Source organism: Streptomyces sp. MMG1121, from assembly GCF_001280015.1.
Taxonomy (GTDB): Bacteria; Actinomycetota; Actinomycetes; order Streptomycetales; family Streptomycetaceae; genus Streptomyces.
Genome location: NZ_LGDV01000118.1, coordinates 270,874 through 292,346, shown reverse-complemented (window position 1 = coordinate 292,346; position 21,473 = coordinate 270,874). Strand labels below are relative to the sequence as shown.

The 21,473-nt window shown below is 69.3% G+C and carries 26 protein-coding genes; 19 read left to right on the top strand and 7 right to left on the bottom strand.

All coding sequences use genetic code 11. The annotated features are described in order from the left end of the window. Positions 1-51: 51 nt before the first annotated feature. Complete coding sequence (locus tag ADK64_RS12425) at positions 52-1,701, top strand: glycosyl hydrolase family 28-related protein (RefSeq protein ID WP_199829584.1); 1,650 nt, start codon at positions 52-54, stop codon at positions 1,699-1,701. Here the strand turns inward: ADK64_RS12425 and ADK64_RS12420 are convergent. Continuing rightward, the gene (locus tag ADK64_RS12420) at positions 1,680-2,480 is read right to left on the bottom strand and encodes an AraC family transcriptional regulator (RefSeq protein ID WP_053658090.1); all 801 of its coding nucleotides are present in this window, start codon (positions 2,478-2,480) and stop codon (positions 1,680-1,682) included. The two genes, ADK64_RS12425 and ADK64_RS12420, sit on opposite strands and share 22 nt — an antisense overlap. Positions 2,481-2,529: 49 nt before the next feature. On the opposite strand from ADK64_RS12420, the gene ADK64_RS12415 reads away from it, so the two are divergent. Beyond that, the gene (locus ADK64_RS12415) at positions 2,530-2,964 is read left to right on the top strand and encodes a DUF2000 domain-containing protein (protein WP_053658088.1); all 435 of its coding nucleotides are present in this window, start codon (positions 2,530-2,532) and stop codon (positions 2,962-2,964) included. Positions 2,965-2,988: 24 nt separating this feature from the next. Here the strand turns inward: ADK64_RS12415 and ADK64_RS12410 are convergent, their stop codons facing one another. Next, a complete protein-coding gene (locus ADK64_RS12410; RefSeq protein WP_053658086.1) occupies positions 2,989-3,465 on the bottom strand; it encodes a carboxymuconolactone decarboxylase family protein in 477 nt (158 codons plus the stop codon). Positions 3,466-3,981: 516 nt separating this feature from the next. Beyond that, positions 3,982-4,803 carry a class I SAM-dependent methyltransferase gene (locus tag ADK64_RS12405; protein WP_053658084.1) on the bottom strand — a complete coding sequence of 274 codons (822 nt, stop codon included), beginning with the start codon at positions 4,801-4,803 and terminating at the stop codon, positions 3,982-3,984. A gap of 54 nt (positions 4,804-4,857) precedes the next feature. Between ADK64_RS12405 and ADK64_RS12400 the strand changes: the two genes are divergently transcribed. The 11 genes from ADK64_RS12400 to ADK64_RS46625 all read left to right on the top strand — a co-directional run bounded on the left by ADK64_RS12400 (position 4,858) and on the right by ADK64_RS46625 (position 11,888). Beyond that, complete coding sequence (locus ADK64_RS12400) at positions 4,858-5,574, top strand: GntR family transcriptional regulator (RefSeq protein ID WP_053658082.1); 717 nt, start codon at positions 4,858-4,860, stop codon at positions 5,572-5,574. 431 nt (positions 5,575-6,005) lie between these two features. Beyond that, on the top strand, positions 6,006-6,167 hold the full coding sequence (locus ADK64_RS45865; protein ID WP_159046222.1) for a hypothetical protein: 162 nt from the start codon (positions 6,006-6,008) through the stop codon (positions 6,165-6,167). A gap of 19 nt (positions 6,168-6,186) precedes the next feature. Beyond that, positions 6,187-6,645: a protein kilB gene (locus ADK64_RS12395; RefSeq protein WP_324614391.1), complete on the top strand. Its 459-nt coding sequence runs from the start codon at positions 6,187-6,189 to the stop codon at positions 6,643-6,645. 101 nt (positions 6,646-6,746) lie between these two features. Next, entirely contained in the window at positions 6,747-7,016 is a 270-nt protein-coding gene (locus ADK64_RS12390; RefSeq protein ID WP_053658080.1) for a DUF6284 family protein, read from the top strand. Next, a complete protein-coding gene (locus ADK64_RS12385) occupies positions 7,013-7,870 on the top strand; it encodes a hypothetical protein (RefSeq protein WP_053658078.1) in 858 nt (285 codons plus the stop codon). Before ADK64_RS12390 ends, ADK64_RS12385 begins: the two co-directional genes overlap by 4 nt. Then, positions 7,870-8,217 carry an RRQRL motif-containing zinc-binding protein gene (locus ADK64_RS42790; protein ID WP_078992621.1) on the top strand — a complete coding sequence of 116 codons (348 nt, stop codon included), beginning with the start codon at positions 7,870-7,872 and terminating at the stop codon, positions 8,215-8,217. The genes ADK64_RS12385 and ADK64_RS42790 overlap by 1 nt, the downstream gene beginning before the upstream one ends. A 2-nt stretch (positions 8,218-8,219) precedes the next feature. Then, the gene (locus tag ADK64_RS12380) at positions 8,220-8,537 is read left to right on the top strand and encodes a hypothetical protein (RefSeq protein WP_053658076.1); all 318 of its coding nucleotides are present in this window, start codon (positions 8,220-8,222) and stop codon (positions 8,535-8,537) included. A 2-nt stretch (positions 8,538-8,539) separates the two neighbouring features. Beyond that, on the top strand, positions 8,540-8,710 hold the full coding sequence (locus ADK64_RS12375) for a pRL2-8 (protein WP_199829588.1): 171 nt from the start codon (positions 8,540-8,542) through the stop codon (positions 8,708-8,710). Between the two features lie 149 nt (positions 8,711-8,859). Further along, positions 8,860-11,007, top strand: a complete 2,148-nt coding sequence (locus ADK64_RS12370; protein ID WP_053658074.1) for an FtsK/SpoIIIE domain-containing protein — start codon at positions 8,860-8,862, stop codon at positions 11,005-11,007. A gap of 207 nt (positions 11,008-11,214) precedes the next feature. Next, positions 11,215-11,706 carry a hypothetical protein gene (locus ADK64_RS12365; protein WP_053658072.1) on the top strand — a complete coding sequence of 164 codons (492 nt, stop codon included), beginning with the start codon at positions 11,215-11,217 and terminating at the stop codon, positions 11,704-11,706. A gap of 17 nt (positions 11,707-11,723) precedes the next feature. Further along, the gene (locus ADK64_RS46625; protein ID WP_199829583.1) at positions 11,724-11,888 is read left to right on the top strand and encodes a hypothetical protein; all 165 of its coding nucleotides are present in this window, start codon (positions 11,724-11,726) and stop codon (positions 11,886-11,888) included. 82 nt (positions 11,889-11,970) lie between these two features. Here ADK64_RS46625 and ADK64_RS12360 read toward each other — a convergent pair whose 3' ends face one another. Continuing rightward, positions 11,971-12,177, bottom strand: a complete 207-nt coding sequence (locus tag ADK64_RS12360) for a cold-shock protein (RefSeq protein ID WP_053658070.1) — start codon at positions 12,175-12,177, stop codon at positions 11,971-11,973. A 258-nt stretch (positions 12,178-12,435) separates the two neighbouring features. Here ADK64_RS12360 and ADK64_RS12355 point away from each other — a divergent pair, with 258 nt between their 5' ends. The 4 genes from ADK64_RS12355 (at position 12,436) to ADK64_RS12340 (ending at position 16,797) form a co-directional block, all read left to right on the top strand. Beyond that, positions 12,436-13,299: a bifunctional DNA primase/polymerase gene (locus ADK64_RS12355; protein ID WP_053658069.1), complete on the top strand. Its 864-nt coding sequence runs from the start codon at positions 12,436-12,438 to the stop codon at positions 13,297-13,299. Between the two features lie 2 nt (positions 13,300-13,301). Beyond that, positions 13,302-14,774, top strand: coding sequence for a hypothetical protein (locus tag ADK64_RS12350; RefSeq protein WP_053658067.1), 1,473 nt, complete (start codon positions 13,302-13,304; stop codon positions 14,772-14,774). Positions 14,775-15,227: 453 nt separating this feature from the next. Next, positions 15,228-15,473 carry a helix-turn-helix transcriptional regulator gene (locus tag ADK64_RS12345; RefSeq protein ID WP_053658065.1) on the top strand — a complete coding sequence of 82 codons (246 nt, stop codon included), beginning with the start codon at positions 15,228-15,230 and terminating at the stop codon, positions 15,471-15,473. 88 nt (positions 15,474-15,561) lie between these two features. Then, the gene (locus ADK64_RS12340; protein WP_053658063.1) at positions 15,562-16,797 is read left to right on the top strand and encodes a tyrosine-type recombinase/integrase; all 1,236 of its coding nucleotides are present in this window, start codon (positions 15,562-15,564) and stop codon (positions 16,795-16,797) included. Positions 16,798-16,875: 78 nt separating this feature from the next. On the opposite strand, the gene ADK64_RS12335 is transcribed toward ADK64_RS12340, so the two are convergent. Next, on the bottom strand, positions 16,876-17,637 hold the full coding sequence (locus ADK64_RS12335) for a phosphoglyceromutase (RefSeq protein WP_053658061.1): 762 nt from the start codon (positions 17,635-17,637) through the stop codon (positions 16,876-16,878). Between the two features lie 178 nt (positions 17,638-17,815). On the opposite strand from ADK64_RS12335, the gene ADK64_RS12330 reads away from it, so the two are divergent. After that, positions 17,816-19,156: an MDR family MFS transporter gene (locus ADK64_RS12330; RefSeq protein ID WP_053658060.1), complete on the top strand. Its 1,341-nt coding sequence runs from the start codon at positions 17,816-17,818 to the stop codon at positions 19,154-19,156. Positions 19,157-19,518: 362 nt separating this feature from the next. Continuing rightward, positions 19,519-20,202 (top strand): DUF2637 domain-containing protein, encoded by a 684-nt coding sequence (locus tag ADK64_RS12325; RefSeq protein WP_053658057.1) that lies wholly within the window; start codon positions 19,519-19,521, stop codon positions 20,200-20,202. 77 nt (positions 20,203-20,279) lie between these two features. Here ADK64_RS12325 and ADK64_RS46620 read toward each other — a convergent pair whose 3' ends face one another. Together ADK64_RS46620 and phoU are read right to left on the bottom strand one after the other, a co-directional pair. Further along, entirely contained in the window at positions 20,280-20,435 is a 156-nt protein-coding gene (locus ADK64_RS46620) for a hypothetical protein (protein WP_199829582.1), read from the bottom strand. Positions 20,436-20,622: 187 nt separating this feature from the next. Continuing rightward, the gene (gene phoU / locus ADK64_RS12320; RefSeq protein ID WP_053658055.1) at positions 20,623-21,312 is read right to left on the bottom strand and encodes a phosphate signaling complex protein PhoU; all 690 of its coding nucleotides are present in this window, start codon (positions 21,310-21,312) and stop codon (positions 20,623-20,625) included. Positions 21,313-21,473: the final 161 nt, after the last annotated feature.

Genomic DNA, 21,473 nt, shown 5'->3' with positions numbered 1-21,473 from the left:
ACGCATTCCTGAACGACGTTCATATTCATGAATATGAAGGGGCGGGTGGAGATGAGCAGCGCACACCTCACGAGACGGACCCTGCTGGCCGGTGCCACGGCGGTGGCCCTCGGCGCCGCGACCGGCACCGCCCGTGCGGCCGAAGACCCCTCCCTCTGGCGGGAGTTCACCCGCTCCCCCTTCACCCACCCGCAGATCCCCTACGTCGGCCGGGCCGGCTACCGCGGTGGAGCGACGCGTTTCCCCCGCCCCCGCACCGTCACCGACGTCACCGACCACGGCGCCGTGCCCGACGGCAGCACGGACTGCGCCCCCGCGATCAACCGTGCCATCGCCGCCGCCGGAAGGGCCGGCGGTGGCACGGTCACCATCCCGCCCGGCACGTTCCGCATCGACGGACTGATCCGTATCGGCGACTCGAACGTCGTCCTGCGCGGCGCCGGCAGCGGCCGTACGACCCTCTACGCGACGAAGAGCCTCACGGAGCTGATCGGCGTCTACGGCTCCCGCTACGGCGGCGACAAGTCGGCCTGGTCCTGGGCCGGCGGCCTCATCTGGCTCGCCCCGCGGGCCCGTTGGGACTCCCTGACCGCCGCCATCGAGGCAGGGGCCTGGCCCTTCGAGGGCTGGACCGGCAACAGGCGCGACGAGTGGACCCCGCTCACGGTGGCCGGCCCGGCCCGCCGGGGCGACCGGACGGTGACCGTGGCCGACGCGCACGGGCTGAGGCCCGGCCAGCTGGTCCTCCTCCGCGTCGCCGACGACGCGGGGCACACCCTCCTCCAGCACCTGGCGGGCGGCGGCCCCGGCCCGGCGGCGTACTACTGGGACGACAAGACCAAGCTGCTGTCCTACGTCCCCTACGAGTGGCCGGTCCGCGTCACCCGCGTCCACGGCCGCCGCATCACCCTCGAACGCCCGCTCCCGCTCGATCTGCGCCCCGAGTGGAACCCTCAACTGACCACACATGTAACGGAGTTGACCGGATCGGGAGTCGAGGGCCTGACCCTTCAGGTGCAGGAGACCCCGATGTCGCCGCACCTCCTGGACAAGGGCTACAACGGGGTCGTGCTCCAGTGCGCGTACGACTGCTGGCTGGACGACGTGACGGTCCGCAACGTCGACAACGGCTTCGGCCTGGTCGCCGCCTCCGCCTGCACCCTGCGCCGTACCCGCGTCGGAGGTCGCGGCTCGCACCACCCGTACTTCTGCCGCGAGGGCTCGCACGACAACCTGATCGAGGACTTCACGATCGAACAGCGCACGGTCCCGGCCCCGGCGAACACCCAACTGCACGGCATCAACGTCGAGGGCCTGTCCTCGCACAACGTCTGGTCGCGCGGCGAGATGCGGATGGGCACCTTCGACAGCCACCGCGGCCTGCCGTTCGCGAACGTCCGCACCGACATCACGGTGAACAACAACGGCCGCCACGGCGGCGACGCCAACGCCGGCCCGCTCTTCGGCGCCCGCTTCACCCACTGGAACGTCCGCGTGACCAACGGCCGCGCCGGCCTGATGAGGATCGACGGCCTGGCACCGTACTCGGCGACGGTCGGCCTCAACACGGTGACGGAGTTCGACCAGATCGACGTGCCCGACTTCACCGGCGACCTGCACTCCCGCCTGGAGCTGTACGGCACCACGGACGTCGTACGCCCGCGCAACCTGTACGACGCTCAGCGCGAACTGAGCCGGTAACGCCCCGGAGTGACCCCGACCAGCCGCTTGAAGTGCCGGGTGAGATGGGCCTGATCGCAGAACCCGGTGGCGACCGCCACCTCGCCCGGCGCCAGCCCGTCCAGCAGCAGCCGCCGGGCCCGCCCGACCCGACGCGACATGAGGTACTGATGCGGCGGGATGCCGTACGCGCGGCTGAACGCCCTGACCAGATGGGCGGGATGGGCGTGCAGCAGCCGCGCGGCGTCGGCGAGCGCGAGCCCCTCGGTGACGTGTGCGTCGAGCAGCTCGCGCAGCGAGCGCGCCAGGTCCGGGTCGGGGCGGCCGGCGCCGCTCTCCCGGCGCCGCAGATGGTCCCGCAGCCGCTCCCCGACGAGAGCCAGCCGGCTCTCCGCCTCCAGTTCGTCACCGGGCCGCCCGAGCGCGCCGTGCACCTGCCCGACCCGCAGCCTGAGCACCGGATCCCTGAGGTCGGGCCCGTCGACCGCCGGACCGATCAGCTCGTCCCCGAGGATGCTGCCGTCGAGGTAGAGCACGCGTTTGCGAAAGCCGTGCGGAGTGGCGGGGGAGCCGTTGTGCGGCACGTGGGGCGGCAGCAGCGAGACGGTGTCGTGCGGGGTCCCGTGCTCATGCCGGTCGAGGTCGTACCGTACGGCCCCTTCGTCCACGATGAGCAGCGTCCAGGCGTCGTGCACGTGCATCGGATACGCGTACTCGGTGAAGTGGGCGTGGAATACCTCCACGACCCCCGCGATACGGGGGCGCCAGGCGGAGACTTCCGGCTGAGCTGCGGCGGCCACGCTAAAAACGTACAAGACGACGGCGTACGGCGATCGGCAGTCTCACCCCATGAACAGCGAGAACACCGAGCCGGTGCGTTTCGACACCAAGATCGCCGTACTGCTCCGCGAGGACCTGGAGCCCTGGCAGCGCCTCAATGTGACGGCGTTCCTGGTCAGCGGCCTGGGCAGTGAGCTGCCGGAGGTGATCGGCGCCCCGTACGAGGACGCGGACGGGGTGGCGTACCTGCCCATGTTCCGCCAGCCGGTGCTGATCTTCGAGGGCACGAAGGAGACCCTGAAGGCGGCACACACCAGGACCCTGAGCCGGGCCCTGCCCCGCGCGGTCTTCACCGCGGACCTCTTCACGACGGGCAACGACCGCGACAACCGCGCGGCGGTACGCGCCGTGCCGACGGCCGAGCTGGATCTGGTGGGGCTGGCCGTGTACGGGCCCCGCAACGGCGTGGACAAGGTGTTGAAGGGGGCGCGGATGCACCCGTGAGGACACCGCGCCCCCTCGGCCGGGTCAGTGCTGGAACATGCCCGGCTGGTAGTCCCCGGCGGGCATCTGGACGATGACGTTCGCGCGGTTGTAGGCGTTGATGAGGGCGATCAGCGCCACCAGCCCGAAGAGCTGGTCGTCGTCGTAGTGCTTGCGGGCGTTGTCCCACACGTCGTCCGGTACGCCGCCGGCCGCGTCGGCGATCCGGGTGCCCTGCTCGGCCAGCTCCAGCGCGGCCCGCTCGGCCTCGGTGAACACCTTGGCCTCCCGCCAGGCCGCCACCAGGTGCAGCCGCTGCCCGGTCTCGCCGGCGGCGGCCGCGTCCTTGGTGTGCATGTCGGTGCAGAACCCGCAGCCGTTGATCTGGCTGGCCCGGATCTTCACCAGCTCCTGCGTGGCGGCCGGCACCCCCGCCTCGGCGATCGCCTGCCCCGCCGCGTTGAAGTGCTTGATCACCTTGGCGGCGAGGGGGCTGGCGTGGAGGTTGAGACGAGCTTCCATGATGTGCTCCTGTGCGTTCGGTGCTGCTTCACCTTCCTGACGGCGGGATCCGCCGGAATGTGACATGACCGAGTGTGACGGCCGCCACCTTCTCCTTCCGCTCGGCGCGGCCCGGAGACGGCCCGGCGCAGCAACAGGCCCCCTGCCGGCGGCGAACCGCCGGCAGGGGGCCTGATCGTGCCGGGTTACTTCTTCTTGCCCTGGGTCTGGGGGGCCCGTTTTTCGGTCCTGGTCAGCGGGGCGTGCACCCCAACTGACCTGCGGTCGGGTGGTCGTTGTCGGTCGTCGCTGGTCGTTGTCGGTCGTGCTCGGAGGGCCCAGTGGGGGCCCGGCGATGTATCACCCGGACCCTCACTGACGAAGAGGAGCAGCGTCACTCGACAGAATTCGAACGGACAATCTTCTGATCCGTAGGCGGGTGCGCTGAGGATGCGCACCCTGCCCCGCTTACCTGTAACGACGCCTACGGCCCGTGGAATGGCTGGGCGCGTACGTCAGCGTTCGCCATCGTTGATGTCAGGCCTTGATGTCAGCGGGAGCCCTGCCCACGGCCAGTAGATGCGAACTGGCGGCAAGCAATTCCGGGTACGGCTCTGCCATGCGCGCCGCCTCCATGGCGGAGGCAATCAGCTCGTCCGTGGGCCCCTCGCCCGGCTGCTGCTCAGCCGCCTTCGCGAGTGACCATGCAGGCCCCTCGATCCCGAAGACCTGCACGTCCGACAACCCCGAGGCCACCATCTCTGCCGCAAGTTCTTCTGCCCGGTGGAAGTAGGACAAGGTGAATCCTCGTACACCGTCATAGACAGCCGTCTCAAGAATCTTGGAGACGGAGTCACGAATCCGCTCGGTGTGCAGGTGGGCGTACGCGACGTGCTCAAAAAGCGACGCATAACGGTTGATTGCTGCCGCCGCAACCAATCCGCCCGGCTTCACCACTCGCTGAGCTTCCGCCAGCGCCTTGCGTCGATCATCGAGGTCGGGCAGGTGGTACAGCGGCCCAAGAAGCTGTACCACGTCGAAGCTGTCGTCCGGCTCGTGCAGCTCACGGGCGTCTCCCAAAATCGCTGAGCATACGGCCTCTGCACGCTCGACATGACGGGGCACGGGGTCCACAAGTGTCACCTCGTAGCCGTCCTTCACGAGCCATTCAGCGTGAATCCCGGTTCCCCCTCCCACGTCGAGCACGCGCGCCGGCGCGGGGGGCAAGAACCGTCGGAGAAGCTCTTGAGTCCTGACCAACTCCATACGTCCGTCTGCCGAGCTACGCAGGCGGCTGTCCTCGTTCACGGTCTCGCCGTAGAACCGCATCACGGAGGGAGCCAATTCGAGATTCGACATGGTCGCAGTATCCTGTGTACCGGTGGACCAGTCCAGCGCGGAGTAGGGGAAGCCATGGCCGTTCTGAAGTACGAGGAGATCGCCGAGTCTCTGCGCGCCCGCATCGCCGCTGGCGAGTTCGCCCCTGGGGCCACCATCCCATCCGGGCGCGATCTTGCCGAGCAGTGGGACGTCTCGCGGGCCACTGCCATCAAAGCCGTGGACGTGCTGCGCAACGACGGTGTGGTGGTGGCCAAGCAAGGTACCGGTTTCGTCGTCACGGAGACGCCCGTGGCGCGCCCCGCCGGCGCCCGCCGAGCCGGGTCGGCGCGCATCTTGGGCGGGATGCCGTTCCTCCGGATCGGTGCGCCCGACTGGGCAGAACCTCCCACCCGGGTCGCCAATGCGCTCGGGATCTCCCCCGGAGTACTGGCGCTCCGACGCATACGCGTTCTCCAGCTTCCGGACGGAACCCCGAATAGCTGCGTGGAGGCGTGGTTCCCTCCAGAGATCGCGGAGGCAGCACCTCGCCTCGCCGACACCGCCCCCATCGCCGAGGGCACGACTCGCTACGTCCGTAGGCAGACCGGTCGGTTCCCGGTCGAGGGCGTAGACGTCACCTCTGTTCGGCTCGCTACGGATGCGGAAGCGGACCGCTTGCAGGTGGCACCTGTCACTGCGGTCGCCGTGCTCCTTCACACGGCATACGACGAGGACGGTCGCCCCTTGGTTTGCGAGGAAGGCGTAACCCCGTCCTCGCTCTTCGAGCAGGTGGACACCTACGCCATGTAGGGTCTTCAAATCTCAAGCTGGACCGGTCCGCCGGTCCAGCTTTTTTGATGCCCCGTCATGTCATCTGACCTGCGGAAATCATCCAGTGCGTCACTCAACTCCATTTTCACCGCTTGACTGGACCGGTCCACCGGTCCAGTCTGTACATGCAACGCCGCTCCTGCTTCGTGAGGGGTGGTTCTGGATCGGGATGGCTCCCGCAACTAGGGGCCCCGCGCTGGTGGTTGCTTGAGAACTGCATAGGTGGGCCCCGCCTCCCCGAGTCGAAAAGGCGGACCGCGCAGCTACGCCGCGCATCGACCTCTTCGCAGCTCGTCTGCTGCGCCGGTTGCCTCTCCCGTCCGTCCGGACCTGCCGTGAGCGGGGCTGTACGGGCGGGAGTGCGGGGAGCCGGATCTCGACTCCACAGGTCGCCTTGGAAGGGACACCGCATGTTCGGTACCAGGCACAGCATCGTCGTCATGCACGGCCCGCGCGGCCGTGGCTACCAGTACTCGTGCAGCTGCGGCGCCACGGGCTGGGTGAGCGGCAGTTACACCCGCGCCAAGCAGATGGGCGAGAAGCACAAGGCCGCCAAGACCAACGGCCGCTAACCGAAAGGAAGACGTCAGCATGGATTCGCTGGTGAGCAGTGTGATCGCTGTAGTCGGAACACTCCTTGGCGCGGTGGTCGCCGGGCTGCTTCAGCACCGCGTCTCCCGCCTGGACCGGCGGGACACGCAGGATCAGGCACTGCGCCGTGAGCGGCTCTCGGCCGTGACGAGCCTGGTCGCCGCGCTGAGCGAGCATCGCCGCGCGATGTGGGTCCGGGAAGACTTACGCCTCGCTGATGCTCCGTCCGACGCCTATGCGGAAGCGCGGGCACAGAGCCATACCACACGCGCCGCGATCACGGCGCCGCTCACTGCCGTGAAGATCCTCGCTCCGTCGCTCACCGAGGCGGCCGAGGACGCGGCACGTGCTTGCTACGCCCTGCGGGCGGTGGCCGACAACGACGTACTGACCGCCCGCCGTGAAGCGGCGATCAGCGCGGCAGACCGCCTCGTCTGCGCGGCGGCCGAACTGATCTGACAGGCAAGACCAACCCATCCAACCGAAACGGCGCGCACCCCCGGAGCGGCTACTCCGGGGGTGCTTTTCGGGCCGTTCCACCTGAGAGGAACCACAACCCAATGAACCACATCGTCACTGTTCAGGATGCTGTTACCGCGTTCGCGGACTGGAACGAGCCGACGGATGCGGAGTTGGACGCGATCGAGCAGGAGATGCCGCTGATCCTGGCGGACGTCGACCTGTTGGACGCGCAGATCATCGCCCTGGACCGCACCCCGAACGAGTTGGACGTCCGCCGGATCCGCCGGGCCCGCCGCCGGGTGCTGACGGAGCGGGCGACGCTGGCCAACCGCACGGCCACGGCGAGCACGCAGGGCGGCGCGGCGTGAAGGCGAAGACCGTGCTGCCCGCCGTCGCGATGACGGCGGTCTCGATGGTCCTCACGCTGGCCGTGGTTGTGATGTGGCTGGGCCGGACGGTGCCGTGGCCGGTCGCGCTCGTCGTCGGTCTCGGGATCGACGGTGGATGGCTGGCCACTCTCGCCTACGAACGCCGTCTCGCCGCGCAGGGCGACCACAGCAACGGCGTGACCGCCGTCGGCTGGTCCTTCGGCGTCATCGCGGCCGGCGTCCTGGTGGCGCACGCGCTCACCGCCGACGGCTCCGCCACCGCGTGGCTGGCCGTGTCCTGGCTCCCCATCGCGGCCAAGGCACTCTGGCTGGTCCACGGGCTGTGGGAGCGCACCGCGCTCACTCCGACCGCGCTGGACGCGATCCGGGGCATCCAGCAGGAAGCCCGCGACGAGGCGGCCGTGGCCCGCGCCCGCTTGCGGGCTGAAGCGGCCACCGAGGCGACCCGGCTTGAGGCCGTGACGGGAGCTGGGGCCCGCGTCGCACGCGTCACGGCCAAGACCGCCAAGACCCTCGCGGGGGCGTGGTCGACGCTGGAGGCAGCCCGCGCTGGTGAGGAGACCGGCAGGGCGCTGACCAGCGTGACGGCCTGCGTCACACCCGGTGTCACGCCTCACTGGGAACTGCCCGTGTGGGGCCCGCTGGAGCCAGTTGTGGTGCCCGCGCTGGAAGGGCCCGTGCTCACTGATGACGCGCTCGACTCGCTGGTGGACGACATCCGTCACAGCGAAGACCCGGCCCTGTCGTACCGGGAGATGTCCTCCCGCTTCCGGGCCGCCGGTCACTCTGCGTCCGAGGTCCGCCTGCGGGCCGCCTGGAAGCGCGTCGTGTGATGGCGGCGCTGCCGGTGTTCCGGTGGCGTCTGGCTCCGGACGGATACGCCACCTCCCGCCAGCTTCGGGCGCGCGGACTGCGCCCCGGCGGTCAGCCGGTGGCCGCTCAGCTCGAACGCCCGCGGCGTCGGCGTGGACCACTGGTCGCCTACCTGTACCGGGTCGACCTGGCCAAGCCCGTGCGGCCGATGACGCCGGCGAAGTGGGCGGCCCTGGCCAAGGCCAACGCCGCCCGCCGCATCTGCCCGCAGTGCCGCGCGGATGCCGGATACGTCATCCCGCCCTCGCTCGGCACGTGTGCGCCCTGTGCTTTCCCCGAACCCTCCTCTGCCGTAAGGAGTGCCTGACCGTGAGCAAGTCCGACATCCGCCGCTTGGACAAGGCGATCCACAACGCCGAACGCAAGCTCCAGGCGGTGCGCAACCAGGAGATGTGGCCGCTGGAGGGTCACGAGCGGCGCGCGGTCCTGCGGGCCGCCGCCGGCGGCGCCTACAGCCTGCACCGGGGCAACGGCACCGCCCGCGCCGACAACAAAATCGACAACCTGTTCAGTTCGGCCGAGACCCGGCTCATCACGGAGATCGCCGCGTTCAAGGCCGAGCGTCAGCGTCTGGTGACCGAGGCCGCCAGGGACAAGGCTGCGAAGAAGTCCTCGGGGTGGTGGTGACCATGGCCGCCAAGGCGACGCCTCCGGGCCAGTGCCCGCAGTGCTGGCAGCACGCCTACGACCGGAGCATTCACCGCAAGCTGCGGCCCCGCGAGGACTGCCCGCAGTGCGTGGACCACATGGTCAACGGCTGCCCGTACATCGTGCCCAAGAAGCCGTCCCGCTGGTGGTGACGACTCCCGCGCCGCGCGCTCTTCCCGCCGGCTGACGCGCGGCCTGTACGCCTCGACAGCCGGGGCGGCCGTCCCTGCCAGGTCCCGGCCACCCCGGCGCTTCTCTCTCAACTCCCGCCCCGATCGGGGCAGTCTGGAGCAGTCCCAGCATGTCTGAGAACGTCGTTCACCTCTACAAGGCCACCGACCCCGACCGCGAGCCCGCCGGTTCCGTGGCTGGTGAGGGGTCGACTCTAACCCTCGTCACCGACCCGTCGGCCGAACCCCCGGCGCAGGTACTGCCGTTGTGGGTGCGCTCCGGCCGCGCCATCAAAACGGTTGTCACCCACGAGACCACCCGGACCACCGCCCGCGCCCTCGCCCGGCACACCCTCTACGTGGCCGGCGGGGCCCGGATCGCGGCCCGCCGTACCTGGGACGGCCGTACCGCCGCCCGCTATGAGCGGATGCTTCGTGCGGCGGAAGCCGCGGGGAACCACGAGGGGGCTGCCGAGTGGGAAGAGCGCGGGCAGCGCTTCCGCGAGGCACGCCACCGCCGCCGCATGGACCTGCTCCACTCCCCCCTCGACGCCGCCAAGGGCGCGGCCGTCAGCGCCGGTATGGGCGTCGGTGGCCTGGTGCTGCTCGGTGTCGTGATGGCGATCGCCACCAAGGACGCCACCGAGGTGGTCACGCCGCTGATGGCGGTCATCAAGTTCATCAACCTGATGATCACCATCGTCCAGGTGGTGTGGGGGCCCGCGATCACGATCGGCCCGCTCCTTGCGCTGCTCGCGCTGTGGTCGGTCGGCGCCCACCAGCACGCCGCCCCTCAGTGGGCGCTGCCCGCCAGCGTCCGCAACGGTGAGGGCGAGCCGATCACCCCGTCCATCGTGGTCAAGGCCCTGCGCGACCTCGGTGTCCCGGCGCTGCGGAAGGCCATCACGGAGATGGGCGACGCCGGCGCGTCCATGCTCGGGCCGATCACCATTGCCGGGTGCGGGGTCGAGGTGGACGTCACCCTGCCCTCCGGGGTGTCCACGAACGAGGTGCAGCAGCGCCGCCGCAAGCTCGCCGAGAACCTCTCCCGGCACGAGCACGAGGTGTTCATCACCATCCCGCAGGCGGCCCGCACGGTGCGGCTGTGGGTCGCCGACTCCGGAGCGCTGGACGAGCCGATCGGCCCGTCCCCGCTGGTCACCGACGAGACGATGACCGCCAACTACAAGACCGGCAAGGCCCCGTGGGGTCAGGACCTGCGCGGTGACGCCGCGAGCCTGAGCCTGTATCAGCGCCACCTGCTGGTGACGGGTCTGTCGAACCAGGGCAAGACTGCCGCTCTGCGTGCGCTCGCCCTGTGGGCCGCTCTCGACAAGACCGTCGAGTTCCGGATCGCTGACCTCAAGGGCGCCGGCGACTGGGCCATGTTCGACGGCCTGGCCACGGTGCTCATTCAGGGTCCGGCCGATGAGCAGGTGATCGAGGCCACCGAGATGGTTGAGGGTCTGGTTGAGGAGATGAACCGCCGGATCGAGGTCCGCCGCAGCAACCCCGGTGCGGTGTTCGATCCGCTCATCGGCATCGTGGACGAGGCACAGGTGGCGTTCATGTGCCCGGCCGTGGACGAGGGCAAGAAGCCCTACGGCGGGGCCAAGGCAACCTCCCGCTACTTCATGGGCGTCCGCAAGGTCCACAACCAGGGCCGCGTCGTGGACGTGCTGATGTGGGAGGGAACGCAGGACCCCACCGATCAGAACCTTCCCAAGCTCGTGCGTGAGGGCGCCCACACCCGCGCCTCTCTCGCCCTGGGCACCGAATCCCAGTCCCGCATGGCGCTGGGGGACAAGGCCGTGGACGGCGGCGCGGCCCCGCACCTGCTGCGTCAGGGCCTGGACAAGGGAACGTTGGTCGTCGCGTCCGACGGTATCGAGATTCCCAAGGGCCAGTCGTCCATCACGGTGCGCACGCATTTCATCGACGATGAGGGCGCTACGGCCATCACCGACCGGGCCAAGGCCCTGCGCTCCGGCGTCGTCACCCTGCACGCCATCGAGCGCGACGAGGAGCGGGACCCGCTCGCCGACATCGCGGCCGTGGTCGGCACCAACGCCCGCGTGCGTACGCAGGAGGTCATCACCCGGCTCGCCAGCCTGAACACCGAGGCCTACGGCGGCTGGACCTTCCTCGACCTCAAGCGCGTCCTCGACGGCACCGGCGCCGAACCGTACAAGTCCGACGGCGTGATGGTCATCAGCCGTGACCGGCTCACCCGCGCACTCGCCGACCGCGACGACACCGGTTCCGCTTCCGCTTCCTGATCACAGGGAGGCGACCCCCGCCGGGCCAGGGAGGCAGGGAGAACTCCCTAACCCCCTCCCTGACCCGCCTCCCTGGCCCTGACCAGCACCAATGATCGCTCAGGGAGTCAGGGAGCCGCGCAGGCCAGACTCTCGAAAACCCCCTCTACACGGCATCTCGAAGGGGGTGCCGCGTCCTCCCTCACCCAGCACCGGAAGGGATTCCGCATGACCCCCGAAACCACCCCGACAACGTCTCCTGCGACCACCGGGATGACCGAGGACGAAGCCACCGCCGAGGCCCGCCGGATCATCGCCGACGCCTACCGGCCGGCGCCCGAAACCCCGACCGCGCACCGCGACGACACCCCGCTTCCCCGCTACGGCAGCACCCCGCCCGTCGCCCAGCCGGGCCGACCGCCGATGAGCCAGGGCGCCACCGACGCCAGCGTCCTCATGCTCTCCGGCGCCGCCGCCACCTCCATGACCGGGCTCACCGCCGCCGTACTCATGTACGTCTCCCAGACCGCCAACCCCGTCGTGTGCGCCATCGTCTTCGGCGCCCCCACCGCCTTCGTCCTCGCCCTCGCCAAGCTCGCCAAGCGCGCCCAGCCCGCCCCGGACATCCACCAGCACTACGAGGGCCCCGTCTACCAGGACCAGCGCAACGTGCGCACCACCACGCGCGGCGTGTGGGCCAAGACCAACAACCACCAGTGAGGGAAGGAATCCCGCACGTGGAAGACGAGATCTACTGCGACGACTGCGCCGACTACGGATGCCCCGAACACGAGATGTGTGAGGAGTGCTCCGGCGACATCTGCAACGAGTGCGGCGGCTGCGACTGCCCCGACAACCTCTGCCCCGGCTACGTCGCCCACTACACCGGCACCGACTCCTAGTGCTGTGACCGGAAACGTTGACCGGGGCGACGGATGCAGTGGACGGCGTTGGGTCCTACTTCCGCTGCGTGAGACGTCCGGTTCAGGCGATCACGCTGACTGCTGTCGCCTGCGGCCCCTTCGTGCCTTGGCCGATTTCGAATTCGACACGCTGGTTCTCCTCCAGGATCCGGAACCCCCTTCCCTGGATCTCGCTGTAGTGGACGAACACCTCAGGGCCCCCGCCATCTGGGGTGATGAACCCGAACCCCTTCTCCGCATCGAACGACTTCACAGTGCCCTGAGCCATGGTCGTGTCTCCCAGTCGATGTCCGAGTTCCTTGATGGAGCCAGGTAGAGACGTACCCGCCACGACAACGCAGGAGCCAGAAGTCACCTAAACGGTGGCAGGCCGTGTGGAGGCTGGCCTGCTCAGCCGAAGCAAACGATCGACCCGGTGAAGGTTGCCGGTCACAGCACTAGCTACGTCAAGGGCGGCCCCCCATTCCGCCAAGAACCGGGGCCGCCCTCGTTCCACCCACCAACTGAACAGTGGAGGTCACCCAGCATGACCCATCCGACCGACAACCGGCGAGCACGCGGCCACCTGCACACCGCGCTGCACCTCGCGGCGGACGGTCTTCCAGTGCTGCCGCTGCGCAAGGGGAAGGTGCCGTTCGGGAACTGCCCGGCCTGCGCACAGAACGCGTGCGGCGGCCGGCCGAACATGAAGACCCCCGGCCCCTGCGCCTGCCCGAAGCCGTGCCACGGCTGGGCCGCCGCCACCACCGACCCGCACGTCCTCAACTCCCCTGCCTGGGCATCGGCGTGGCGGCACGCGGCGACGGTCGCCTACCACCCCGGCGGCGCCGGCGTGACCGTGGTCGACCTGGACGACCCCGCCGCCGTCCGGTGGGCCCGCACCACCCTGCCCCTCACGCGGACCGTGACCACCACGAGGGGTGAGCACTGGATCTACCGGGGCACCATGCCGTCATCGAACGCCGTACGGCCCGGCGTCGACATCAAGTCCCTGATGCAGTACGCCCGTTGGCTTGGTCCCGGCACCGGCGCCACAGCCGCTCTCCCGGGCGCTGTGCGCGCGCTGGCAGTAAACCCATCGCCCGCCCGCAGGGCGCCACAGACGCTCTCAGCGCCTCTGAAGAGCCATGGGGGCGAGTGCCCACACCGCATGCCCGCCTATCTGGACCGTGGCATCGCCATGGCCGTGCAGCGCATCACCGAGGCCCGCAGCGCCATCCACGCGACCGTGTACTGCACGTTCCTCGCGGTGCTGTCGACGCACGGCCGGTGCGGTTGCCTCACCGACGCCCACGTCGCGCGGCTGTTCACCGCCGCACAAGCCAAGGGCGAATCCCCCAGGCACTGCACCGACGCGTGGACCAACGCCCTGACCACGCTGGGGCTGTAACCATGTCCGACGACGACAAGAACCCGGCCCGTGAGGTCATCACCGACTACGCACAGGCGCACTTCCGGTACTTCCGCACCGCCGACGGCACCGTGTACGCGCAGAGGAACGGCCACCCCGTGGCCCGCCCGATCCGCTCCCAGGGCACGACCGGCAGCCACCGCCAGGAACTCATGGTCGGCCTGTACAGGGACGGACTCGGCGTGTTCAACGGGACTGCGCTCAAGGAGGCGTTGGACTTGATCGAAGCACTTGCACTGTCCGAGGACGTGCAGCCCGTGTACATCCGCGTCGCCCCGGGGTTCGACGGGGCCACCTGGTTGGACCTCGGCCGCGCCGACGGGCAATCCGTCCGCATCCACCCGACCGGCTGGGACATCGCCGTTCCCGATCCGCGTGAGGTGTGCTGGCGGCGCACCCAGCTCACCGGCGAACTCCCGATGCCAGTCAAGAACACGGACGGCAAGGGCATCGATCTGCTGATGCGGCTGTGCAACTTCGCCAACGCAGAAACCGAGTGCCTGGCCATCGCGTGGCTGATCGGGTGCCTCGGGCCGTCCGTGCCCGTCCCGGCCCCGTTCCTCACCGGCCCGCAGGGCGCCGGCAAGTCGACCGGCGGCCGGATGCTCGTGCGGATCGTCGAGGGCATGACCGGTGACCTGCGACGGGCCCCGAAGGACGAAGAGAACCTGATCGCCGCCGTCGCGGCGGGCTGGGTGACCGCGCTGGACAACCTCTCCCACATGAGCCCGGACCTGTCCGACGCCATGTGCTGCATCGTCACCGGAGCCGAGAACGTCAAGCGAGCGCTGTTCACCGACGGGGACGTCTTCCGTGTCGGCTACCGCCGCCCCCTGCTCCTGACCGGTATCGACGTGGGAGTCATCCGCCCCGACCTCGCCGAACGGCTCCTGCCGCTGCGGCTGGAGCGGCCTCAGGTGCGGCGCACCGAAGATGAGCTGTGGACGGAGTACGCAGAGGTGCTGCCCGTCGTCCTCGGCTCGATCCTGGACCTGACGGTCAAGGTCCGCGCGGCAGAGGCGGAGACCCCTACCGACCTGCGGATGGCGGACTTCGCGCACCTGTGCGCGCAGCTCGACGCGGCCACCGGTCTCGGAGCGCTCACCGCCTACCGAGCCAGCCTGGACGACCTCAACGACGACGTCATCGAGGGCGACCTCCTGGCACAGACCGTCCTCGCGTATGCCGCCGGCCTGGAAACGGGTGCGGAACAGCGGATGACGTCCACGGAGTGGCTGCACTGCCTCAGCCGCGTCTACACCGGGGACGACTTCCGCCCCCTGCCCAAAGGCTGGCCGACCACGGGCAAGGTGCTCTCCGACCGTCTCAAGCGGCTACAGCCCACCCTCGCCGCCCGTGGTGTCCTCATCGACTCGGGCCGCACCAGGGAGGGCCGCTACATCGTGATGACCCGCACACTCGGCGCGCCGTCGCACGAGCAGCAGGCGTTCTGACCGGCGCCACGGCCGTACGAGCAAGAGGAGCACCGGCGGCGGCGCGTGCTCCTCTTGCTGTTCGGCGCTCGCGCCGCCCGATGGTCGCGCCGCGCAGCGGCTCCTTCTTCACGCCCTGAGCCGCGCCGCACCACCACAAACACCCCCTCCTTCTCCTAAGTAGGGGAATGCTGCGTCACAGCGTCACGGGGCCCGCGAAAACGGCGGGTGACCTGCGCCTACAGGCGTGACGCAGATGGCCCATCTCTGCGTCACGCCGCGTCACCTGCGTCACCCGTGACGGACAGCCTGCGTCACCGATGACGCACCTCCAACGCTCTGCGTCACCCAAAAACCGCAGGTCAGAAGGCCTGAATGACGCAGGTGACGCAGTGACGCAGAAATCCGCACCTCGGACACACGCGGAGTCCGAGGAACCCCCGAAGTCAACGCGACTCAACCTCTGAGGAACCCATGAACCGAAATGGTTCCGCTCAACCCGACCCCCGCGCCATCCTCCGCAACGGCCTCCCCGACCGGTATCTGACGCCGGACGACATCGCCGAGATCTTCGAGGTGCCCAAAGAGACCGTCTACCAGTGGCGTAAGAAGCGCCTGGGCCCGCCCGGCTTCCGTATCGGCAAGCACGTGCGCTACGACCCCTCCGACGTGTACGCCTACGTCACTCAACGGAAGAGCGTCACCCAAGACGCTGCCTAGGCGTCCACGCACCGCACCGTTCCACTCCTCGGGGAGGGCCACGACGTGGCCCTCCCCGCCTCATGTCCGGAAGGGGCTGTTGCCCGAAATGGCAGGAAGCATCCAAGACCGTTGGTTCAGGACCGAGACCGACACCAACGGCAAGACCATCCGGGTCAAGACCGAGCGCCATGGCACCGGCCTGCGCTACAGGGCTCGCTACTTCGCGCCCGACGGCAAGCGCAAGAGCAAGTCGTTCGCCGACGGACAGAAGCGCCTCGCCGAGCAGTGGCTGAGCAAGATGGCTGCGGACGTGGCTCGTGGCGACTACATCGACCCGAACGCGTCCCGGACGTCCTTTCAGGAGTTTGCGGAGGAGTGGCTTGTGAGCCAGAGCGGAGACCCGAACACCCGAGCGTCGATGCAGTCCCAACTCAGGCTGCACGCCTTTCCCCGCATCGGGTCACGTCCGCTCGGGTCGTTCCAGCCGAGCCACGTTCGCGAGTTCGTGACGCAGCTCGAAGCGTCCGGCATGTCTGGCGCGTACGCCCGTGTGATCTTCTCCAACGTCCGCGCCGTTCTCGGCGCGGCCGTCGAGGACGGCTACCTTCGCCGGAACCCCTGCAACTCGCGCACGGTGACGCTCCCCGAGATGGGCTTGCGCCGTGTGGTCCCGTGGCAGCCGGAACGCGTCTTCGCTGTGCGGGCCGCCATGGTCGAGCGCTTCCGCACCATGGTCGACATGGGCGCCGGCTGCGGCCTGAGACAGGGTGAGATCCTCGGCCTGTGCGTCGATGAGCTGGACTTCGACACCAACACCCTGCACGTGGTGCAGCAACTCAAGCTGAGCCTGAGCAAGGCCGTGTTCGCGCCCCCGAAGGGCGGCAAGCTCCGTGACGTGCCTCTGCCTGATCCCGTGGCGGAGGCGCTGAAGATACACATCGAGCGCTTCCCGCCCGTGGAGATCACGTTGCCCTGGATGCGAGCGAACGGCCAGCCCGTGACCAAGCGCCTGATCTTCAGCGGGCCCAACGGTGGGCACGTCTGGCGTACGTCGCTAAACGAGGACCACTGGAAGCCCGCTCTCGCGAAGGTCGGCGTCATCCCGAAGGCCAAGAGCCGCGAGCACGCCGCCGCCCGCGAGCACGGCATGCACGCCCTGCGGCACTTCTACGCGTCCGTCCTCCTGGACGCCGGAGAAAGCATCAAGGCCGTCAGTGAGTACCTCGGGCACTCCGATCCGGGCCTGACTCTGAAGGTGTACGCGCACCTCATGCCCAGCAGCCGGGACCGTGCCCGGAAGGCTCTCGGGCAGGCGCTCCGGCCGCAAGGCTCGGGGGACTGAGGGCCCACAGTGGGCCCGGGCCGTGAAAATGCCCCCGATCCGCGCCATGAGCGCAGGTCAGGGGCATGATCACCAAACCTACTTCTTCTTGCCCTGGTTCTTGACCGCCTCGATCGCCGCGGCGGCCGCCTCGGGGTCGAGGTACTTGCCGCCGGGGGTGACCGGCCTGAAGTTCTCGTCCAGCTCGTAGTACAGCGGAATGCCCGTCGGGATGTTCAGGCCCGCGATGTCGGCGTCGGAGATGCCGTCCAGGTGCTTGACCAGGGCGCGCAGCGAGTTGCCGTGCGCCGCGACCAGGACGGTGTGGCCGTCGAGGAGGTCCGGGACGATCGCGTCGTACCAGTACGGGAGCATGCGGAGGACGACGTCCTTCAGGCACTCCGTCCGCGGGCGCAGCTCCGGCGGGAGCGTGGCGTAGCGCGCGTCGTCGAACTGGGAGAACTCGGAGTCGTCGGAGAGCGGCGGGGGCGGGGTGTCGTACGAGCGGCGCCAGAGCATGAACTGCTCCTCGCCGAACTCGGCCAGCGTGGCCGCCTTGTCCTTGCCCTGGAGGGCGCCGTAGTGGCGTTCGTTCAGGCGCCAGCTGCGGTGGACCGGGATCCAGTGGCGGTCCGCGGACTCCAGCGCCAGCTGGGCCGTGCGGATCGCGCGCTTCTGGAGGGACGTGTGGACCACGTCGGGGAGGAGGCCGGCGTCCTTCAGAAGCTCGCCGCCGCGGACTGCCTCCTTCTCGCCCTTCTCGTTGAGGTTGACGTCCACCCAGCCGGTGAACAGGTTCTTCGCGTTCCACTCGCTCTCGCCGTGGCGGAGGAGGATCAGCTTGTACGGTGCGTCGGCCATGGGAAAGAGCGTAATCCACGCGTTCGGGGCGCCGCCCGGACCGGCCGGTGGGTGGACGGTTGACGGCGTCTGTTAATCGAGTGGTCGCCGGCAGCCTCCATCTGTAAGTTGTGCTCACCGCTTGAGCCACTTACGGCGCCTCCATGAGGGCGCTTTGCGATCCGTGGGGGGATTTGTCATGTCCGCCGCTCGTCTCCGACGTGCCGCCCGGGAGAGCGTCTCCGGGCTCCCCCGTGAGTTCTGGTGGCTGTGGACCAGCACCCTGGTCAACCGGCTCGGCGCCTTCGTGGCCACCTTCATGGCCCTCTACCTCACCCTCGACCGCGGCTACTCGGCCTCGTACGCCGGTCTCGTCGCCTCCCTGCACGGGCTCGGCGGCGTCGTCTCCTCGCTGGGCGGCGGGGTGATGGCCGACCGGCTCGGACGGCGGCCGACCCTGCTCATCGCCCAGTCGGCCACCGCCGCCTCCGTCGCGCTGCTCGGCTTCATGACCGACCCGGTCGCCATCGCCGGCGTCGCCTTCCTCGTCGGCATGGCCTCCAACGCCTCCCGGCCGGCCGTGCAGGCGATGATGGCCGACATCGTCCGCCCCGAGGACCGCGTCCGCGCGTTCTCCCTCAACTACTGGGCCATCAACCTCGGTTTCGCCGTCTCCTCCATGGCCGCCGGGTTCATCGCCGAGTTCAGCTACCTCGCCGGGTTCCTCATCGAGGGCGGGATGACCCTGGCCTGCGCGCTCGTCGTCTTCCTCAAGGTGCCCGAGTCCCGCCCGCCGGCGGCCGCGCACACCAAGGGCGCGGAGGACGCCGTCAGCCTCGTCACCGTGCTGCGCGACAGGCGGTACATGGCGGTCGTCGGGCTGTCCTTCCTGGTCGCGCTGGTCTTCCAGCAGGGCTCGGTCGGCCTGCCGGTGGCCATGGGACGGGCCGGGTTCTCGCCCGCCGACTACGGCCTCGCCATCGCCGTCAACGGCATCCTGATCGTCGCCCTGCAGATCCCGGTCACCCGGTTCATCGAGCACCGCGACCCGCGCACCCTGCTCGTCGCCTCCTCGCTCCTCGCCGGGTACGGCTTCGGGCTCACCGCCTTCGCCGGATCGGTCGGCGTCTTCATGGTCACCGTGTGCGTGTGGACCCTCGCCGAGATCGTCAACGCCCCCACCCAGACCGGCCTCGTCGTCCGTCTGTCCCCGGTCCACGGCCGCGGCCGCTACCAGGGCGTGTACACCCTGTCGTGGTCCGTCGCCGCACTGGTCGCCCCGCTGATGTCCGGCATGGTCATCGACCGGCTGGGGGCCGCGTGGCTGTGGGGGACGTGCGCCGCGGTGGGGACGGCCGCCGGGCTGGGGTACGGCCTGCTCATGCGGGGGCTGCCCGCGGCCGAGCAGCCAGCGGCCGAGCAGCCAGCGGCCGAGCAGCCAGCGGCCGAGCAGCCAGCGGCCGAGCAGCCCGCGGCCGAGCGGCCCGTCGCCGAGGAACCGCGGCCGGCCGCGAGGCCCGAGTCGGCGCCGAGCATTTAATTCCAGCGGTCGACCATTTAATTCCAGTGTCCGCGGAATGTAATTGCATTCATATTCACCGTTCCTTCAAACATGTGTAGGAGTGCACTCGTAAGTTCACCCCTCAGGGCGCCCGCGTTCCCCCGAATGCCCCAAACCCCGCCTCCGTTGATGGTCGTTAGCTGTCCGTGATTCGATTGGACTGGCGCACGGCCGCAGATCATCCGACAAGGACGCTCCGCTGGGACGACGATGCGGACCGCACGTCATGCTCGGACCTGCTCGATGATTTCATGAAAAGACTCAGCGCCATGGAAAATGAATACTGGCGGGCCATGACGGATCTTTACGGAACATTCTGAGGCCACGCCCGGAGGTTTATCGTGGACAGGATTCAGCAGGACGCCGGTCTCTACGACGATGCCGGCCTCTACGGCGACGCCCCTCTCTACGACGACGCCTGGAGCGCCCCGGAACAGGACATCGGGCCGAACGACTGGGACCCGGTCGAGGAACTGGCCCAGATGCTGGCCTCGCCGACCGTCACCATCCCCGCTCCCACCCCGCCGAACGTACCGCGCCAGCGCCGGAGCAACCGTCGGCGACTGCGCCAGGAATCCCATCTGCTCGACGGCGGCCGTCGCGTCACCCACATCACGCTGCTGATCGTGACGGTCTCACTGTGCGCGGTGTGCATGCTCGGATGGTCCCTGTGCTATTCCTACGGCCAACTGTGCGTGATCGCCTCGACGGTGCTGCCGGGGAGCCTGGCGAAATGCTGGCCGCTGACGGTGTACGGCCCGTGGTTCGTGGCCGCCCTTTCCGTCCTGCGCGCCACCGCTCAGCACCGCAGTGCGCGGCGGTCCTGGTGCGTCGTACTGGCCGCTTCCGCAATGGCCGTGGCACTGTGCGTCAGCCACTCGTCACACGCGATGCTCTCATTAGTGATCTTCGGAATTCCGCCGGTCACCGCCCTGGTGTGTTTCTGGGAACTCGTCGGCCAGATCCCGGCCAAGCCCCGGGCCCGGCACGCCACCCATACCGATCCGCCGAATGCGGCGCCATGAAGGCCGTGAGCACGGCGTGAACACGGGCAGGCGAAGGGCCGGTGTGAAGTGAGTTCACACCGGCCCCGGGTGGTGCTTCAGCCGCACTGGCAGGGGTTGCCCGACTGGCAGCCGCAGCCGCAGCCCGAGCCGCAGCCGCACGCGCCGAACAGCGGAAGGCTCCTGATCTCGGCGGGCTGGTCGGTCTCGCGCTCCTGCGTGGGGTCGGGCGTGATGCCGGGGGATTCGGCCATGGGTCCCTCCTAGACGCTGGGGCAGAGATGCCCTCGTCCATTTCATGCCCGTTTCCCCGGGCGCATCAACGGCGCACGGAGGCGCCCACGCGCCCCGGCCGGGGCGCCGCAAGCCCCACGGTCGTACGGCTGCGGTCGGCCCGGCCCCCGGCCGTACGGCCTCCCGGTCGAAACGTTCCGCCCAGGATCAGGCGCCCTCGACCCCCGTCGCCGGGCGGATGTCCTGCTGGAGCTCGTCCGCGTGCTCGCCGGTGACCAGGTAGACCACGCGCTTGGCGACGGCCACGGCGTGGTCGGCGTAGCGCTCGTAGTAGCGGCCGAGCAGGGTGACGTCCACGGCCGTCTCGATGCCGTGCTTCCAGCGCTCGTCGATCAGGTGCTGGAAGAGCGTGCGGTGCAGCAGGTCCATCTCGTCGTCGTCCTGCTCCAGCTGGAGCGCGAGGTCGACGTCCTTCGTGATGATCACCTCGGCCGCCTTCGCCATCAGGCGCTGCGCGAGCTGGCCCATCTCCAGGATCGTGGCGTGCAGGTCCTGCGGGACCGCGCGCTCCGGGAAGCGCAGCCGGGCCAGCTTCGCCACGTGCTGGGCGAGGTCGCCGGAGCGCTCCAGGTCGGCGGACATCCGCAGTGACGTGACGACGATCCGCAGGTCCGTGGCCACGGGCTGCTGCCGGGCCAGCAGGGCTATCGCCCGGGCCTCCAGGTCGTGCTGGAGTTCGTCGACCTTCTGGTCCGCCTCGATCACGCTCTCGGCGAGCTTCAGGTCGGCGTCCAGGATGGCGGTCGTGGCGCGCCCGATCGCCGACCCGACCAGCCGGGCCATCTCCACCAGACCGTCGCCGATCGAGTCAAGTTCCTCGTGGTACGCGTCCCGCATCAGGGTTCCCTCTCCTACGTGCGTGTTTTCCGGGGTACGAAACCGGCGGTGCGAACCCCACGCTCCCACGGTCGGGCTCGCACGCGTCCTTTTCTGCCACCACAAATGAACCAATGCTGGCTCCAAGGTGAACTCTGGGCGACGAGTGTCCGAGGTCGCAC

Coding starts and splice junctions, on each gene's coding strand:
- ADK64_RS12345 (WP_053658065.1), top strand. CDS start 15,228: ATGAACCGAAATGGTTCCGCTCAACCCGACCCCCGCGCCATCCTCCGC.
- ADK64_RS12400 (WP_053658082.1), top strand. CDS start 4,858: ATGGCCGTTCTGAAGTACGAGGAGATCGCCGAGTCTCTGCGCGCCCGC.
- ADK64_RS12425 (WP_199829584.1), top strand. CDS start 52: ATGAGCAGCGCACACCTCACGAGACGGACCCTGCTGGCCGGTGCCACG.
- ADK64_RS12415 (WP_053658088.1), top strand. CDS start 2,530: ATGAACAGCGAGAACACCGAGCCGGTGCGTTTCGACACCAAGATCGCC.
- ADK64_RS12375 (WP_199829588.1), top strand. CDS start 8,540: ATGGCCGCCAAGGCGACGCCTCCGGGCCAGTGCCCGCAGTGCTGGCAG.
- ADK64_RS12405 (WP_053658084.1), bottom strand. CDS start 4,803: ATGTCGAATCTCGAATTGGCTCCCTCCGTGATGCGGTTCTACGGCGAG.
- ADK64_RS45865 (WP_159046222.1), top strand. CDS start 6,006: ATGTTCGGTACCAGGCACAGCATCGTCGTCATGCACGGCCCGCGCGGC.
- ADK64_RS12390 (WP_053658080.1), top strand. CDS start 6,747: ATGAACCACATCGTCACTGTTCAGGATGCTGTTACCGCGTTCGCGGAC.
- ADK64_RS12365 (WP_053658072.1), top strand. CDS start 11,215: ATGACCCCCGAAACCACCCCGACAACGTCTCCTGCGACCACCGGGATG.
- ADK64_RS12410 (WP_053658086.1), bottom strand. CDS start 3,465: ATGGAAGCTCGTCTCAACCTCCACGCCAGCCCCCTCGCCGCCAAGGTG.
- ADK64_RS12330 (WP_053658060.1), top strand. CDS start 17,816: ATGTCCGCCGCTCGTCTCCGACGTGCCGCCCGGGAGAGCGTCTCCGGG.
- ADK64_RS12355 (WP_053658069.1), top strand. CDS start 12,436: ATGACCCATCCGACCGACAACCGGCGAGCACGCGGCCACCTGCACACC.
- ADK64_RS12340 (WP_053658063.1), top strand. CDS start 15,562: ATGGCAGGAAGCATCCAAGACCGTTGGTTCAGGACCGAGACCGACACC.
- ADK64_RS42790 (WP_078992621.1), top strand. CDS start 7,870: ATGGCGGCGCTGCCGGTGTTCCGGTGGCGTCTGGCTCCGGACGGATAC.
- ADK64_RS12360 (WP_053658070.1), bottom strand. CDS start 12,177: ATGGCTCAGGGCACTGTGAAGTCGTTCGATGCGGAGAAGGGGTTCGGG.
- phoU (WP_053658055.1), bottom strand. CDS start 21,312: ATGCGGGACGCGTACCACGAGGAACTTGACTCGATCGGCGACGGTCTG.
- ADK64_RS12335 (WP_053658061.1), bottom strand. CDS start 17,637: ATGGCCGACGCACCGTACAAGCTGATCCTCCTCCGCCACGGCGAGAGC.
- ADK64_RS12350 (WP_053658067.1), top strand. CDS start 13,302: ATGTCCGACGACGACAAGAACCCGGCCCGTGAGGTCATCACCGACTAC.
- ADK64_RS12395 (WP_324614391.1), top strand. CDS start 6,187: ATGGATTCGCTGGTGAGCAGTGTGATCGCTGTAGTCGGAACACTCCTT.
- ADK64_RS12370 (WP_053658074.1), top strand. CDS start 8,860: ATGTCTGAGAACGTCGTTCACCTCTACAAGGCCACCGACCCCGACCGC.
- ADK64_RS46620 (WP_199829582.1), bottom strand. CDS start 20,435: ATGGCCGAATCCCCCGGCATCACGCCCGACCCCACGCAGGAGCGCGAG.